The sequence below is a fragment of the Pseudomonas sp. Root401 genome, assembly GCF_001425105.1.
Taxonomy (GTDB): Bacteria; Pseudomonadota; Gammaproteobacteria; order Pseudomonadales; family Pseudomonadaceae; genus Aquipseudomonas; species Aquipseudomonas brassicacearum.
This window is the reverse complement of record NZ_LMDO01000034.1, coordinates 177,798-193,678: the sequence shown is the minus strand read 5'-3', so window position 1 is coordinate 193,678 and position 15,881 is coordinate 177,798. Positions and strand designations below refer to the sequence as shown.

Annotated in this window: 17 protein-coding genes; 6 read left to right on the top strand and 11 right to left on the bottom strand. The window is 53.8% G+C overall.

From position 1 onward, the window contains the following. Positions 1–30: 30 nt before the first annotated feature. The 4 genes from ASC85_RS22635 to ASC85_RS22620 all read right to left on the bottom strand — a co-directional run bounded on the left by ASC85_RS22635 (position 31) and on the right by ASC85_RS22620 (position 2,985). Complete coding sequence (locus ASC85_RS22635; protein WP_057451439.1) at positions 31–564, bottom strand: hypothetical protein; 534 nt, start codon at positions 562–564, stop codon at positions 31–33. A gap of 264 nt (positions 565–828) precedes the next feature. Beyond that, positions 829–1,509 carry a Crp/Fnr family transcriptional regulator gene (locus ASC85_RS22630; RefSeq protein ID WP_057451438.1) on the bottom strand — a complete coding sequence of 227 codons (681 nt, stop codon included), beginning with the start codon at positions 1,507–1,509 and terminating at the stop codon, positions 829–831. Beyond that, positions 1,509–1,928, bottom strand: coding sequence for a 30S ribosomal protein S10 (locus ASC85_RS33940; RefSeq protein ID WP_057451437.1), 420 nt, complete (start codon positions 1,926–1,928; stop codon positions 1,509–1,511). Before ASC85_RS33940 ends, ASC85_RS22630 begins: the two co-directional genes overlap by 1 nt. A 67-nt stretch (positions 1,929–1,995) precedes the next feature. Then, complete coding sequence (locus ASC85_RS22620) at positions 1,996–2,985, bottom strand: hypothetical protein (RefSeq protein ID WP_156395694.1); 990 nt, start codon at positions 2,983–2,985, stop codon at positions 1,996–1,998. Between the two features lie 84 nt (positions 2,986–3,069). Between ASC85_RS22620 and ASC85_RS22615 the strand changes: the two genes are divergently transcribed. Then, positions 3,070–3,438: a PilZ domain-containing protein gene (locus tag ASC85_RS22615; RefSeq protein ID WP_162254887.1), complete on the top strand. Its 369-nt coding sequence runs from the start codon at positions 3,070–3,072 to the stop codon at positions 3,436–3,438. Between the two features lie 393 nt (positions 3,439–3,831). Here ASC85_RS22615 and ASC85_RS22610 read toward each other — a convergent pair whose 3' ends face one another. Genes ASC85_RS22610 through ASC85_RS22600 form a run of 3 tightly spaced genes read right to left on the bottom strand, consistent with a single transcriptional unit; the run spans position 3,832 to position 7,058 of the window. Continuing rightward, the gene (locus ASC85_RS22610) at positions 3,832–4,962 is read right to left on the bottom strand and encodes an insulinase family protein (RefSeq protein ID WP_057451434.1); all 1,131 of its coding nucleotides are present in this window, start codon (positions 4,960–4,962) and stop codon (positions 3,832–3,834) included. Next, a complete protein-coding gene (locus tag ASC85_RS22605) occupies positions 4,955–6,079 on the bottom strand; it encodes a hypothetical protein (RefSeq protein WP_156395693.1) in 1,125 nt (374 codons plus the stop codon). The genes ASC85_RS22610 and ASC85_RS22605 overlap by 8 nt, the downstream gene beginning before the upstream one ends. 52 nt (positions 6,080–6,131) lie before the next feature. Beyond that, positions 6,132–7,058 (bottom strand): DNA replication terminus site-binding protein, encoded by a 927-nt coding sequence (locus ASC85_RS22600; protein WP_057451432.1) that lies wholly within the window; start codon positions 7,056–7,058, stop codon positions 6,132–6,134. Positions 7,059–7,184: 126 nt separating this feature from the next. Between ASC85_RS22600 and ASC85_RS33255 the strand changes: the two genes are divergently transcribed. The 3 genes from ASC85_RS33255 (at position 7,185) to ASC85_RS22585 (ending at position 9,858) form a co-directional block, all read left to right on the top strand. Further along, positions 7,185–7,466 (top strand): hypothetical protein, encoded by a 282-nt coding sequence (locus ASC85_RS33255; RefSeq protein WP_057451431.1) that lies wholly within the window; start codon positions 7,185–7,187, stop codon positions 7,464–7,466. Positions 7,467–7,634: 168 nt separating this feature from the next. Further along, entirely contained in the window at positions 7,635–9,281 is a 1,647-nt protein-coding gene (locus tag ASC85_RS22590) for a tetratricopeptide repeat protein (protein ID WP_057451430.1), read from the top strand. After that, entirely contained in the window at positions 9,271–9,858 is a 588-nt protein-coding gene (locus ASC85_RS22585) for a DUF922 domain-containing protein (RefSeq protein ID WP_057451429.1), read from the top strand. The genes ASC85_RS22590 and ASC85_RS22585 overlap by 11 nt, the downstream gene beginning before the upstream one ends. A 388-nt stretch (positions 9,859–10,246) precedes the next feature. On the opposite strand, the gene ASC85_RS22580 is transcribed toward ASC85_RS22585, so the two are convergent. Further along, positions 10,247–10,522 (bottom strand): hypothetical protein, encoded by a 276-nt coding sequence (locus ASC85_RS22580; RefSeq protein WP_057451428.1) that lies wholly within the window; start codon positions 10,520–10,522, stop codon positions 10,247–10,249. A 199-nt stretch (positions 10,523–10,721) separates the two neighbouring features. Next, a complete protein-coding gene (locus ASC85_RS22575) occupies positions 10,722–11,420 on the bottom strand; it encodes a cyclic nucleotide-binding domain-containing protein (protein WP_057451427.1) in 699 nt (232 codons plus the stop codon). A gap of 173 nt (positions 11,421–11,593) precedes the next feature. Between ASC85_RS22575 and ASC85_RS22570 the strand changes: the two genes are divergently transcribed. Further along, positions 11,594–13,999: a hypothetical protein gene (locus ASC85_RS22570; RefSeq protein WP_156395692.1), complete on the top strand. Its 2,406-nt coding sequence runs from the start codon at positions 11,594–11,596 to the stop codon at positions 13,997–13,999. A gap of 16 nt (positions 14,000–14,015) precedes the next feature. Continuing rightward, positions 14,016–14,312, top strand: a complete 297-nt coding sequence (locus ASC85_RS22565; RefSeq protein ID WP_057451425.1) for a hypothetical protein — start codon at positions 14,016–14,018, stop codon at positions 14,310–14,312. A 12-nt stretch (positions 14,313–14,324) separates the two neighbouring features. Here the strand turns inward: ASC85_RS22565 and ASC85_RS22560 are convergent, their stop codons facing one another. Both ASC85_RS22560 and ASC85_RS22555 read right to left on the bottom strand, forming a co-directional pair. After that, the gene (locus tag ASC85_RS22560; RefSeq protein WP_057451424.1) at positions 14,325–14,984 is read right to left on the bottom strand and encodes a Crp/Fnr family transcriptional regulator; all 660 of its coding nucleotides are present in this window, start codon (positions 14,982–14,984) and stop codon (positions 14,325–14,327) included. Positions 14,985–15,054: 70 nt separating this feature from the next. Next, positions 15,055–15,765: an ERCC4 domain-containing protein gene (locus tag ASC85_RS22555; RefSeq protein WP_057451423.1), complete on the bottom strand. Its 711-nt coding sequence runs from the start codon at positions 15,763–15,765 to the stop codon at positions 15,055–15,057. Between the last annotated feature and the right edge of the window lie 116 nt (positions 15,766–15,881).

The window sequence follows — 15,881 nt, the reverse complement described above, 5'->3', positions numbered from 1 at the left end:
TGTGAAGCTCACGCAGCAGGGGGTCTGTGCTTACAACTCAGTGCTCAGTCTAATGCCCCGGTTCATCCCATTCACTTTCATCCGCTTGTGTAGCGGTGCAGTGCTGCCGGCTGTTCTGCGCTTCACCGTATCCCAGTAATCGCCTTTGAGGCGTACAAGCCCCTCATAAACGTCAGGGTCGTATGTGATGGAGACCTTGCCGTCGGCATAGGCAAGCACCCCACGGATGGTGTGCTTCGGGTGAAGGGCTTTCAGGTGGCCCATGTACAGCGTGAGTTGATAGAACTCATGAAGCTTGACCATGTTCCTGTATTTCCGGCTTTTGAATTCACCGACAACAATCTCATTGCCGGAGACGGCTTCGAACACCGCGTCGGCTATTCCATTGATACCGAACCGGGCGAGCTTGATGCGCCCAGCTGATTTCCCAAGATCGGTGCTGAGCATCCGGTATGCATTTTCGCGTAGGCCGAAGCGATTGAAGACCTCCCCTGACGCTTGCTGCTTTTGGAAAAGAAAAAGTATGGCCAGCAGGATAAGCCCGCCGACGATGTACATGGCCATCAGAACACCCCCAGGTATTTCGCAGCAGCCACGACAAGGGCAGCCAAGAGGACGTATTTGATTAGGCTTGGCCCCCTTCCAATCGCTGCGTGAGCGCGATTGCCATACTTCACGGCTCCTGCATCGACCTTAGCGAAGACACTGCTTGGCTGTGCCGCAAATCTGGCCAGTGTGCTTATGCTGATCGAGTTAGATTTCTTACTACTCAATTGGTACACCAATGTCCATTTGTATACGGATGCCATGCGGGGAGTGGGAGGAAGCTCAGCCCTTAAAGAAGAGCCGTTTATACCCGTGAAAGCTTACTTCGCCATCTTCTTCTAAAGCACGAAACGCACGCGTGGCAGAACGCTTCTGCACACCGGCCAGGTCTCGAATCAATTGCTTTCCAGCTTCAATCTGTCGCCCAAGCTTTGAATCAACAGAAGTGGGATGATCAGCCATGAGTGTCAAGACGCGCCTGATTCTGTCTTGATCGCGGCCTTTTGTCTCGACCGTCGCCTGCTCGTAGGCCTCAGCAATTCCTGCTTTTAGCTGGGATAACAATTGATCCCAGTTCGGGAAGTCCGCTTTGAAAGGCTCAAACGTTCGATCCCGGACTACGAGACAAGTCGTGCGTGAGTGGGGGTAAAGCTGGAGCAGGCGGCTGTGGCCGGGCGACGATGTGAGCAGGTCGCCTCGTCTCAAGAACTCAATGAGCATTAGGCGAGCCTCTGGCCTGTGTTGCCCATCAATCACGAATAAACCGCCCTCAATCAGCAGCCCAAATTCGGAATCGCCCAGCACCAGTCCTTCCGGGCAACGTACCGTCTCAATGCTTCCGTGTTTGATCAGAGCCAGTAGGAATGTTCCCCACTGAGGAAAAAGCGTTGCATCGTTGACGATCCATGCCGGCGCCGGCACGTCCAGCACGCCAGAAGAGCCCGCGAAAGCGCTGCCGGTCATCAGCGATCCTCCCGTAGATCGTACTGGTTGTTGTCGTAGGGCTCGATCCTGATGTTCACGTCTGATGGCAACTCGATACCGATCAGTCCTGCCACCATGTCGTTCGTAGGTTGGATAACCAGGAGGACGCTACGATGCCGCAGGGTTTGGCTAAGATAGACCCCCTTCGTTGAGTCAGCCTTCCTCATTTCCCGCATTCTCATCCAGCGGCGCCGCTCAGTCTTGAGGGCTTTTGGCCCGCGACAGCGCACCCCTTCGCAGGTCTTAACGTAGGCCTTGAGAGTCGAACAGACTGAGCGGACAGATTCGGAGCGAATGCCGTCTATGACAATGTAGAAACTAGCGGACGAGAATCTAACCTTCTGCGTTTTCTTGTCCGCCAAATCCCAAGGGACGGTGCTTTTGGCTTCTGGATACATGAGGGGGGTGTCAAATTGGGGTCATAACTGATAGTGCGACCCCAAAGCCCCCTTTTCGGGTGGCGGATCAGTATTTTTTCCTGGAGCCTTCTAAGCGCTGCTGGTGCATGAACACAACGAGCAAACCACCGAAGAACCATGCCATGCCGAAACATGCCGAGAAGACCACCAGCGGGCGCGTGACGGCCTGTGCCGCCAGTCGTGCGAAATCGTGGTTTATGACCACTCGATTCAGTTCGTGATTCTTGTAATAAGTGATGAGGTACTTTTGAGCGGCATCGACGCCTCTGAATACCGTGTTGTCATCGCTGGGCTGTTGACCAATGTAGCCTGTGGTGTTCATGACGATGCCCTTATGGCTGGCGATTACCGCCATTAGTCCTGAGTCATTTTTAAGATCATCAGGCACGTCAGCGCCTACCCAGCTGTAGCATTTCCACAGCCCCTGATCACACTGGTAGTGAAATCTGCCTTCATAGGTTGAAGTAAATTCTTCTTGGTACTTCAAGTAGGGCTCAAGGATCGCGGACTGCAACTGATACGGGAACGTGTAGTGCAGCCACATTTGAAAGCATGTGAAGAACAGCAGAAACACTGTGATGTGAATGCGGAAAAAGCTCTTGAAACCACGTTGCCAGAAGCGGGCGAGCAATGAGAACGTGATGATCATAAGGACGGTCACATCACCACGCTGACGCTCTGTTGACGTTATTTGGTGGCCGAACCAGAGGTTAATTGCCTGATAGGCTTTGTTCAGCAGGTTAACTTCTTCCTGCCAGAGTGCAACGGCAAGCAGGAGCAGAAGCCAGCCGGGCGATATCGAGCGCTGGAAGTGGGCATAGAACCCGCACCATATCGAGAAGAACAGCAGAAAAACGCCAAAGTCCTCTAGACACTGATTTAGCGACCATGCAGCCCATCCGCCATCAGTTGCCGGAAAAGAGCAAGCCGCTGTTGCGACCCAAAACACGGTGCAAACAAGCAGAGTTTGCATCTGCCAAGTGACACTGTTGAGCCGGTGATTCATTCTCGAAAAATAACTGTGGATTCTCTGCATGGTGCTCGCCCGTTTGGATGGAGCCCAGTCTCGCGATTTGCCATGTTCGCTTCCACTCAACCCCTTGTAGTTGATGAGTTGTTTATGTCCCTGTCTGAACGTCGATTCCAGCGCTATCACCTCACTCCCGGCGCTTTTTCCCGTCAGCGCATAAGAGGCACTGGCCTCCTTGCCGGCATCAAGGGATGGAAGGATTGCCGAGTGAAGGACATGTCCGTCGCTGGCGCTCTCATCCTTGCAAAGCAAGAACACCAACTAGGTTCAAAGATCGAGGTCGAGCTGGAAACCACAGACGGCACTCGTATGGTTTTCCTAGGCGAGGTGGTGAACCTCGGGAAGGATCACAATTCAAACGAGCACAAAATCGGAATGAAGATCCAGGCTCCAAAAGGCGGCTCTGCCGAGGCGGAATTTTTAGATAGTTTGGAAAGTAGATTCAAGGCTAGCGCTTGATAGAAGCAAGGCGCTGCAAGAAAGCCAGCGCCTTGTTCAAGGGTAAGTCGGGAACCGCCAACACCACAGAAGTGACAGAAGGGGGGAGCGCTGAATAGGAGGTTTTGATCCTACGGCGATTCCCTGGAAATCGTACTGATGTGAAACTGTTTGCACACATACTAGCTCAAGCGTGGCAAACATGCACTGCGCGGCATCCGTGTATTTGATGCCGTTCGCATAATATTGAGCAAGTGAACCTTTTTTTAGCCGCCGTAACGGATTGGCCACGTTTCAAGGCTATCCGACCATCAAAACCGCTCATTGTTCCCCACTTTTGGTGCGGTTGGCCGTTGACGCTTAACGTGCAGATTCCTGAATACCCGCGCATGCGCGGAAAAAGCTGAGAGAGGGTTAAAAAAGGCCAAGCAGCTCTGTGATCATTCGTCTCAGCTGCCCTAGCACTCCCACACTGAAAATCTTCCTTTCAGCAATTACGGGATCGCCAATAGGTAGTCCCGGCAGATGCGAGCCGAGTGATGCCCACACTGGATCAGCCCACCGTCCATCCCTACCCACATTCGACATGGCAGCTTGCGCAATGCTCACCACCTCGGCTGCATCACCTTCGGGCAGATCAGGCACTTCGAGGCGTATCCACCCACCATTGAGACTCTGGTCGATGAAGGTGTGAGCCGCGTAAAGTTGATACTTGCGGCGGATGTGGGATTGCACTCGCAGTCTAGCTTGGTCTGCCATTTCCCGTGCTGCATCGGCGGGCAGGGTGGCCCTACCTGCAATAGGGAAAATCACTTCCACAAGACCTTTTCTGCCTTCAATCTTTAAAACACGCGCATCTTCTCGTTGCCCAGTTTGGAGACTGGGGGGCGGGGCGGTGACAGGAAGACGAAGAGCCGAAGCGATCCCATCCAAATCGAAGTTTTCCTGATGATCCACTGCGACGATGCGAATATTGTCGGCAACATACATGCGCTGGAACACGGAGTTCACTTCATCCTGCGTGTATGCCATGAATGGCTTGCTGTCGGCAGCACAGGGTGCCACGGCGCCGGCATGGACACTGATGAATCGCTCGTAGAAGGTAGGCGAACTGATGTAGTTTTCATCAGACCCCACCTCGCGAGTGATCGTCAGCTTTTCTCGCTCAAATCCCAGAGTGGGAAGCGAGCGTCGCCCCAGGAAAGTAACCAACGCACGCTGCATTTCGATTGCTGAGTCGGATGGGCCTTCTAGCGAGAACTCAGTGAAATCGCTGTGAGTCACCGCTGAAAGCTTTATGCCACTTGCTCTCAGCGCCAAAATTGCATCAACGGGGTTCTCACCGTATTCGGTATCGCTGAGAATCAGATGCTCGATGAGGTGTGGTGCTTCACGTAAGCCACATACGGAGGTGGTGCCGGTTCCAACGTATGCGTGAAGCGAGATTGATGGCGGTTGAGTGCTGACCTGTGCCAGCTGCACATTGGCGATGGCATGTGGAATGCTGGCCGCGCAGATGGCGGCCAGAGTAAAGCGTTTAACCACGTATGGCTTCCTTCATTCGGTCGAGCAAGCTTTTGGTCTTGGTGTCGTCGGGGATCAAATCCATGGCACCAAAGCGTGGCCCTGAATCCTCAGACTGATAGAGGTACTGCATTTTGTTCCGCTTGAACCCAACGTAGGGGGCTGAGTAGCCAATGTACTTGTCCATGTCCAAATAGCTTTCTTTGATGTTCGGATCGAAGCCAAAGATCAGTCGAATGCCTGAGCGTTTCCACAACTCCGCATTGGGTTGCCTGACTATAACGACCAGGTGGACGCCGCTCGCGCTTGCCAGCGAGTAGGCAGCATCGAGTTCGGAGGTCTGAGTGTTGAGGTTTTCCACATCAACAATGAGTGCCCTCCCGTCTGGAGAGTTGGTCATCATGGCAGGGATGTTCAACGCAACTACATCCTTGAGCGAGAAGGTCTCAGGCGGCGCGATGGCGACAACCACATTGCTCGTACTAAACGCTTTTCGAAGACCCACGTCATACGTCGAGTCTGTTTCGGCTCTGTAAATCGCAATGCCCTTGGACACGACTGAGAGCCAATCACCACCATGAGGATTATCACGGAAGATGACGACTTTGGTGCCTGCGGTTGGATTTAGAACCACTTCTTGATCCACAAAGCGCCGGGCCTTTTCCTCGTCCGGCTGGATAATCAAGCAGTGTTCATGGATATAGCGGCCCAGGACATACTGAATCGGCGCGTAGTAACCGAACCGTTGCTTGAATTTGGCCAAGATCGCTCGGTCAGTGGTATTCGGGTCGATTGGGTCAGACCGAGCGTAGTTGATCAGCGAGTCGAAGCTTGAGAATCCTCCCAGGGCAGCCACAATCTCTCGCTCGGGCACGCCTTGTCGAACGTCGTTTTGGTACGACAGCGACAGGTTGAGAGCCATGCGCATAAAGTGCATCGCTTGGTGCTGAGCATCCTCAGAGAGCATCACATCGTGCGACTTGATGTGTTGAAGGCCTTGCATAGGGTCACCCAACTCCCAGCTCCGGGTGTCGAGTGTCTTGTATCCGTATGCACGAGCTACCGCCGTGGCGGCTTGTTCGAGGTTGAACTCTTTAGGGTATTTCGCTCGCAAGCGTGCAACTTGTGTGTCCAGCATGGTTGACTCCAATCCACTATCAGTCTTGTGGAGGCCGGCCATGCCGGCGCCCTCATTTGGAGAATCGGTACTGTTTCAAGTAACGATGTAGGTACATGGACTCAACGAAGGGCTCCAAATCGATCTTGGTGCGGCTCCATTTTTTCTCGCTGAGTTCTCCAGCCTCGTAACTTGATAGTGGAACGATAAAGGGCACTGGATCGTCGATGGGGTAAACGATTGGTGTAGGTGACGGCCTTAGAGCCTTCGGTTCAGTTCCGATAAACGAAACCCGAGCCCGTACATGGGGCTGACCAGGGCGAAAGGCCGCAATGCGCTCACGGGGGCTGATGCCTGACAACGAGGTTATGGCTTCAACAAATTTGCGCGAGTTGTCTCCTTCTGGCAATTCGCCGATTGCCGGGACATATCCGTGGAGTTTTTTCAGATGCTTGGTGTACACCTTGATCCAATCGGCTGCTGTCTTGTTCTGCACTGATGGAGAAGCATCCCAGTAAAAACGGATTCGTGCCGGCCCGCTGACAATCCATGTTTGACGGATCACTTGTAGGCTTGAGAGGTAGCGCATGGAGGCCCATGCTTTGCTGCGTTCGTACTGTTCTTCAATTTCGCCGGCCAAACGCTCGATTTCCTGTCGCACACCGTTAAGCTCAACCAGTTCATGTAACCAGTCGTGGGGTAAAGCCAGCACGGCAGGGACACGCAAGGTCTCTCGTGGATTTTGCTTTCCAGGTTCAATCCTCGTCGAGGTCAGACCATAGATGACGCGTTGCAGCGCCTCACTCCCGTCCAGGGGTGTTACGGTAATGCCTTTAGTCTCATCGACCTCAGCTTGATCGCGAAACGGGATCAGGTATGACGCATCAACCCTGAGCCGGTCGGGACTGGCGCGCATCTTGTTGCCCAACGCTTCAAGGCGCTCTTCCAGAATGCCTACCTGTTCCTTGATCCCCTGCTGAGGGCTGAGATAATGCGGCATAGCTTCTCCGTGAGTTGGGAAGGATTCATACATCATAACGGGTAAGCCGGGAATAGCCTTAATTTGATGTAGCGAGCTAGCAGGCTCAGAACATTTCAACGAATTTTAAAAATCTGGAGGTCAGTAATGGTTTTTTCTGAGTTCATCAAAGTGTCTGTCCTCCTACTTATGATTGTGGCATTACCTTTTTGGATTATTGTTTGGAGATATGCCATCAACGCCCTGAAAGTTCTCGGGGCTTTGGTAGTTATATTGGGCATATCGTTAACGCTGCCGTGGGACGGTTATGGGGGGATTTTTGATCAGCTTGGGGTTACCGGTTACCTAGTGGCCGTGAGCGGTCTCGTTGTGTTTGCGCTTGGAGTTTTTCAAAGGTTCTGTGACCAGCGAAAAAGGGGCAAACGCTAGATAGCGACACTGCTCAGCGCAGAGAATGTCTTAGCCAACAGTTGCATGTAGCTGGCCAAGACTTGTCTTGCCCCCCCCCCCTTGGCCGGCTTAGCGAACTGCTTCAAGTTGACGTGAGAGCCATACGGACTATCGATATGCTGTCGGTATGTTCGATGGGAGTCTCTAGTGAACCTCAGTCAAGAATTCACCCGCGCCGCGAATCTGGGCGTGATCGCAAAAAAATGGTACGCCACCCTTGAGGAAAGGTTTCGTCAAGCTGGCATCGTCACGCCAGTCAAAACAGGTATAGATGGCGCCGCATCGCTGCTGGCGCCAGCTGCGCTTGTAGCTCAGTTGATTTTGCTTGAGCGGCTGGCGTTGGGACGACCTATTAACGTGCTTCTAATCAGCGATGAGCCCGTCTCGGCGATGGATGAAGGGTTGTGGCTCAACTTCACTGCCGAGTTGGCGGGCGCGAGCGAAGTGAGTTTTTTCTCGACCTTTGGAGAGGATATTCATTCCAGCCTCTATGAGGCGGGGCGGGGTATTGGTCTTAAACCGTATCAGAAAATATCCCTACTTGAAGCTCACTCCCTAGAATGGGATTTGGCTGTGTGGGTGCATCCAGCGATTGAAGCGGGAGAGAGCGCTGCTCAGATCAAACTTGTTACGGCGCTGCATTCGAAGAGCTGTCCGGTTTACGCCTGCATGTACAACGAATTGGACGCCCTCATTCAGACTCATGGCATTGCCGGCAACGGACTGGAGTTCGGTTGGCTGAACTCACAGATTGCCAACTCGCGCCTGAGCAAGTCATCAATCAATCGGTTCGGAATCTCCACGGCTGACGTGGGTATCGAAGGAGGTTGGGGCGCTGTTCTGACACGCTTACAGCCATCATCGATTACATCGACGGAAGAAGACTGGGCACTGATCCGTGCTTCAATGGCGCTGTACAAGCTGGAAGGTTCAGCTGCGGGCAGCTGGAGTCTCGGCGAGGCGATCCCAGGTGTGTCGTTCAATCAATGCTGCCCAATCGGCCTAATCGGGAACATGGCCATCGATCCCGGTAGCGGTTTGATCTTGTCGGAGTGCCCGACGACCAAGGTGCTCAACGTCGTTGGCCACCTATGGCTACCACTACTCAAGGCCATGCCGAAAACGAACTTCGAGCTGGTGCCATGGGCGGCACGGGTGAAGTTGGCTTTCAACGCCTTCCTCACTAAGGAAGAAAAGAAGCGTGTCGAGTGTATCGAATTACTCGAAGAAGCGTTTGCCGGTGGGATGGTAGAGGCTGGCCTTGCTTTGGCCCGTGGCTATGAGTCTGTCGGAACCAAGTCGATGAAAAGCAAGGCCGATACCCTGTACCGATCTATAGGGGCTGGCCATCCGATGAGCGCCTATTACATCGCACATGAGGCCCTGGCCAGTGGCTCTGAGGCGGTGTTTCTCAGCATGCTCCGTGCCGCTGTGTCAGGGGGGTATGCGCCAGCCATCGCTGACCTTGGAGTCGTGATGATCGATTCTGGCGAAGTCGAAGAAGGGCAGAGGCTTCTTATTCAAGCAATGGAGCAGGGGGATGCCGAAGCGGCATTCCGCCTGGGCGAGGCGCAGATCAAAGCCGGTGATTATGAAAGAGCAGTAATAACCCTTCGTGCAGCCTGGAGCAAAAACCATCAGGCCGCTTTGAATTCGGCGTATTGGCTCTGCAATGAAATGCTGAAATGTGGGTTTGGGAAGGCGGGAAAACTCAAGCGTGAGTTGAAAGATATCCAGTTCTCGATCAGCAAGCGCGTCCGATACGAAAATCAGGCCCAGCGCGATGATGCGTAACGGCATTATGGCTGTAACTCTCCTTTCGGCGGCATCAGTGGCTACTGCACAGCCGGAACCGACCATCGACTTCGGTATTCGCTATTACGACGTGGTGGGCGCCACGACGGCTGAGATACGGTCGTCTGTTTTCAGAAGCACGCCTATACGGATCAAAGGCTCCCCTTACGGAGCGATCACCGAGAACAGGTTCACCACCGGTTACTCTTCATTCGGCACAAGCAGCGGCGGGTGCGAGGTGAAAAACGTAAGGGTCTTTCTGGAGAGCAAAATCACTCTCCCTCGCCTTGTTATCAACGGACAGAGTGCGCCTGTGCTGGCCGAGTGGGAAAGATACATAGGCGCTCTGCGTGCCCATGAAATGATGCATGCCAACAACGGGAAATATACGGCTGAGACCGTGGCCGGCAGGCTATACAATTTCAAATCGCAAATACCTTGCGACCAGTTGCGCAGCAAGCTTGACGCAGCAGTGAACCAGTTGATTCACAACATGGGAATCTGGGATCAGCAGCTGGATGCCCAAACGGAGCACGGCAAAAGCCAAGGAGCATTTTTGCGCCCTGGATTTCGATAGTGACGTGGAATTCTCCGCGCATGCGCGGGTTTTCACTGAGTTGGTAAATTTGCTGCATGGCTCTGATTGAGCGTGCTGCCGACGTTGGAAGCCGGCAGCCCCCCGGTCAATGCCTTGATCAATTCAGTGGCTGAAAGACCTTCCATCCGCCTTCGTTGGCTTCGGTTATTAGGCGGTCTAATGCTTTGCGCTTGGTGTATTCAAAGCTAAGCGAGCGTCCGTCGATCTCGTAGTAATATTTTTTATGCGCAGGCCCGACTTCACAAGCGGGTACGGTGCGAGCTGTCAGTGTAGCGTCCAGAAGTCTCCCTTCTCGAAGAACTTTCAGATGGTCTCTATTCATTATAGTCCTCGATCTTTTTGGCTGTTGAGAGGCGCGCTCCAGCCTTTAAATAAGGAAATAGGTGGAGCAGATGCCGATGGCCACTGCGATACCCAGCATCGACGCGTAGGCGGTTTCAGCGCCGTCGTAGGTTACGCCGTCGAACACCTTGTACACATACCAGCAAATGGCGGCGACAAGGGCGGTCGAAAAACTGGTAATTGTTGTAGATGTCGGCATTGCAAATGCATCCACCAGATACCCCAAGAACGCCACAATTACTGCAACCAGATGCGATTCCTTGCTGATGGGGGTGAAGCGGAGCAGGGTAAATGTGAACATCATGTCCTCGACAGTTTGCGCTGTTGACTAGCGATTGCGGTTGTTGTGGCTAAGGATAATGCTGGCAGCAATGACAGACATAAGACCTTCATGCTACTCACCGCCTCGGATTGGTGGGCGACAAGCGCAAAACCCAATGACACTGCGGTCATTGCGATGCACAAAAGTCCAATGCCCAGAAAGCGTTGAGCTTTTTGCGTTAAATGCATTCTGCGACTCCCTCTCGAAGTAAAGCTGGCAAACCATGGCGTACTCCGAGCACAACGATTTGACTGCCATTACCGTTCGCCTCGATCAGGCCTTTATCGTGTAAAACTCTGAGCACCCGGCCCGCGCTTTCACGATTACAACCAGTCATCTGGGCCAGCTCGATTCGGGTCACCGTAATCTGCATTCCAAGCGGATGGGTCAGAGCATCTGGCAGGCGAGTCAGCTCTACCAATGATGCGTAACAGCGTTGTTCCAAGTCTTCGAAAACCAACTGTAAAAGCTTCTCTGTAGTGTCCCCAAGCCGTTGATTGATCAGGGCAGAAAGATCGGCGTAAATGCTTGGTGCTCCTAGCGCCGCACGCTGTATTTCGACGTGCGTCACGCAGAGCAGCTGTACGTCAGTTCTCGCCTGGAAGGTGGCTGTGGACAGAGGCATAGGTGCAGTACCGAACAGCCCTTGCTCGGCGAAAATGTCGCCGGGGATAAGATGACCAATGCAGACCACCCCATCACTATCGGTATTGCTCAAAAAAATGCGCAAGCTTCCCTTCGTCACCAAGTAGAGGCACCGAGGGCTTTCCAGGTACGGAATGATCGTTTCGCGCTTGTTGAGAGTCCGTTTCTTTTTGCATGCCGTGAGCAGCTTTTGCAGTGCGCTAACAGCATCGGACACATGAGCTTGGCCCACACCCTATCCCCAGTTCCAAAGTTGTCGTTGATCCGGCAAAGCTATGGAAATGGCTGAGTGAATTCCACTCAACTCGAAACACTTCGTCGTACAGCAACTGCAATCAGTTCGGTGGTTTTGCTGGCTGCCCTTAGCCATCATCGATGAATGTTCAAGAACTCAAGGGGACAGCGGTGAGCGATAAAACGCACGATTCAGGTTCGAATGTGGAAAGCGGCCTTCTCGGCGCTGTGTTGGCGCGTCTTCTGACTGCTGTGAAAGGCCAGCACCCTGAGTCGTTCCGCCTCGGTTTCAGGCAGGGCTATGAGAAGGGGCGTGGGCAGGCATCCGTGTCAACTCAACCCGAACCGAAGATCATCACCAGAGAGGTTGCCGTCAGACTCGAAGATGCGAGGGGCAACAATGCTCCGGCTGTGAAATACGATGCTTTGCTGCTCGACGATGGCCGTATGAGCATCACCCCAGCGACAGCTAAACAGTTCAAGGCCGATGCCCTGGCCAAGCTCGGGGAGGATCACCAACCCACTGATGAACAGTGGAAGGCAATCCTGTCCCCTACAACTAGCGCAGTCACAATTGGTATCGCAGGCACCGGCAAGACATTTGTGATGATGATGCGTGCAGTGCTCATGCACTGTTACCTTGAGATCCCGCTCTCGGAAATGACGATCTTGGCAGTCACCAAGGACTGCCGATACGACGTGATAGCAGAGCTTTGCCATTTGCTCTCACGCTGGGGGGTGGTGCTTACGCAAGAGCAGAGTTTGGAACTAGTCAAAACGCCTAGGGGCGCATTGCTAAGCATCATCCGTTCAGTGCCGCCGCTGCATGATGTGGTTCCGTTCGAGCTGCTTGGGCTGCTCGATACTGGCGACGAAGACGGACGCCCATTTGACCCCCGTCTTACTGCTGCCCAGGCTGAATGCGTGGAGCAAGCGTATAGCGCAGCCTACAAGCGAAGTAGTCTGTTCGCGCAAAGCGTTCAGCGGTTGTTTGCTGAAACAGTGTGCCTACCCCGTGCAACACCTGATAGCGCAGCCTTGACCCGCTACAGCGAGCAAGGAACTCTACGGATCGTAGAAGATGAGCTGCTGACCAAGGCAGTCACCAGTGCTTGGCATGGTGCCGGGCAGTGGCCAATTCCTGAGATAGAGCCTCAAATGCTGGCGCTTACCATCATGGGCAAGCGAGTGCATGTGAACGGGTATCTACCTCAGCTCGACGCGCACGTAGTCCTAGGTTTTCCGAAGGAAATGGCTCGCGACTACTGCCGTACTGGCTGCTCACTGCCCCTGTACGATGAGTGTCTTGCGAAGCGGGCCTTCCTCCAGCGGTTCTCAATGCAGCGGATCATCTGGTGCGATTCGCCAGAGCAGCTATCAGCCATTGTCGATTCTGCAATGCGACTGGAGGATACAGCCCCACGGTTTAAAGCAAGGGTAAAAGGCCTCGAACGTCCGATGTGGATTGATGAATGCCTTTACCAGACGGGCTCGCTTATCGAAACCCTAGGCCTTGACCCAGGCAAAACAATCTCAGACTTGATGTTCATGCCGCATGACCCCGACGCGTTGTTCTTTGACTGCGCAGCCAAATTCTGGCCCATGTTCGAGTCCCATCTACTGGCAGCTCAGCCCCCCATAATGACGGTGAATCGCCTGTTCCTCACTTTTGGCGAGCAAGGGCATCGCAACCTTAAAGCTGTACCCACGGAAAGCCTCAAGGCGATGCGCCACGTATTGACCGACGAGTTGCAGGACGTGACTGTCCATACCGGTGAATTCATCAAAGCTTGCATGGCTGAGAACCGATACCGTATTGAAGTGGAAGGGCTCACGTCAGCGGGAATGTCCATGTTCGCTTGCGGCGATGATTTTCAGACTGCGCACGGTACGCAAGGGGCTACCCCGCGATACCTCACCGACTTCAAGTTCCATTTCCCAAGCCGTGGATACAAGCTGAACTTGCTTGGTGTGAATTTTCGATCCCAGCAAGGGATCATCTACGCCGCTCAGAGTCTGGTGCTGGGTATCCCAGCTATCAGCTCGCTGGCGCCGGCTAGTGCTGCCAACGAACAGTCCACCCCGGTTGAGGTGCTGGAATTGTCGGCTACTACTTTCATGTCCCTTTTCGACATGCATTACGCCGATGGTGACAGCATCCTAATCCTTGCGGCGAACCCCGATGATTACAAGCAGAGTGAGTCATTCGTCAACGTAGCAGTAGACAGGGATCGCTCCGAGAACTCAGTTCATCGGCAAGTAAGAGTACGGGCAGCGCAGCGTTCTAAGGGACTTGAAGCCGACTGTGTTTTCATCTTGGGCGACTTCGTGGCGGCCACCTCGACGTGGGCCAAGAATCAAATCTTCCGTGCGGCGAAAACAGTCGATACCGATGACCAGTCTCCATTCGACGTTATTCAGCAGAACGAGTTGTATCGCTTGGCCCACATAGGTATCAGCAGAGCACGCAAGCACTGCTACTGGCTTATAGCGAGAGAGCCTGTGGAAGGCGCTCAGCGCCTCAAAGCGTCCACAAGAATCGCTGGTGTCGCCGGCAGTTTTATTGATCGTAGATAAGCACCAGGAGCCCACGATGTTGCCCGAGCAGAAAAGACAAATTCAGCAGCAAATCGACTCGTTCTACAGCGCTGCTGTAGCTCGCTTCCCTACTTATGAAACGGTGGTGCACCGGGAATTCTGTCGGCAAGTTCTTGAAGCATTTCCCGACCCCTACAGCGCCGAAGGGTCGGCGGCACACGAGTATGCTTGTGAAGAATATGACTACCTCACGCCAGAGCAGATAGCTGAGGACGATGCAAAGAACAATGACGAGGGCATATGCTCGCACGGGATGGATTGGCTAACGTGCCCGAGGGGATGTTTCGGCTGAGCTATCAGAGGGTTAAGCAGGAGTCGGAAACAAGCTGGCCATCAACCCTGTGCTGACCTTGATGCTCCGTCCGCTAATCGTGACCTCGCCGGCTGCGTGAAGCTCCCGGATCAAGCGGCACATCCGGTCACTCGAAACGCCAATCCAGTTGGCCAACTCAGCGCGACTGACCCTGATTGACTTGCTACCGCACGGTAACGACATGCCGATGCTGCGCGCATACGAACATAGCGCGAAGCGCGTTCGATCAAGACTGGAGCGCTGGACGTGTTGAGCAAGATGGAATTGGACGATCTGGAGTTGGTGGGACTCTTGATCGATGACCCAGTTGTACAAGTTGGGATTGTTGCGATTCACGCTGTCCCATTGCGCCTTCGATATTTTTCGCAGGTCTACTTTGCTAATCGCTTCCGAGCTGATTCGATCCTTGTGATGCAACGCGAGTGCGATGCTTTGCGGTGTGAAGACGTAGCCTGCACCGATGATAGAAAGATAGAAACGCTCACCGGTGCTGTTCAGTGCGTAGAGCAGGATGGCGCCGCCCTCGATCACGACGAACTCATCACTTCCTGCATCGATCATCCCCGCCATGGATTGGCCACGTTGAATTGTGGCGCGAACTCCTAGGCCGGGGTCAGCTGTGAGGGCTTCGGAAGGGAGGGTGTTTTGCATGGCCTTATAGTTCCATTGGGATAACCCATCCTAGCTACAAGCCATACTCAATCAACTCAATACCATGTACTTACTCTCCAGCCCTTGCGGTATCAGGCTTCGCGGGGTGCTCAAGTTCAAGTTGGTTTGAATCGGGTACTTCCCATCGCAAGCTGTTGTAGATGCGTTCAGCCTTTTTCTGGCCGATTCCGGGAATCCCCATGAGCTGCTGAACGCCGGCATTCACGAACGCAAAGATTGACCGAAAATGTTCCAGGGCCTTCGGCGCTGTAGATGGGCCGATGCCCGACACGCTTTCAAGCGTGAACAACGCTTCATCCCGCTCATTTGTCACCTTGGCCCGCTGGAAGGCCATTTCGAAGCCGAGATTTTTCTGCGCCTGCTTTGCAAGGCGAAACAGCTGATCAGCCGTGGTCGAGGGGTTGCGCACGTAGAGCACTGAGGCCCCCTCCACGCAGATGAGGAATGCAACGGCACCCTCAATGGCCTCTCGGGCAATCGGGACGCGGGTAGAGTAAATGTCCCCGTCGATCATAAAAACCGAACGGTCGAAGTTGAGTTTCATCTTGCCAGCCTTGTGGAACAGCTTCCCATCAACGACCCTTTGCACGAACTCAACCGCAGTCATGCGTAGAACGGCGACGGCGCCGCTGATCACATAGTTGCCTGCCTCCAGGTCGCCAACGCGAACGTGAGCACCCAATGATTGAAGTCTGCGTAAAACGGGCGAGTCAGCCTCGCTATCGGCGGCCAGGATGGTGACAATGTTTTCCTCAGACATGGGGCTTCCTTGAGTCGTGCGCTATCCCATGAATATAACGACTGGCGCCGTCCACTCCACCGAACTCGTGTCACTTCCTATCCTGCGTCTCGACGATTTGTGGCGTGCGAGCAATG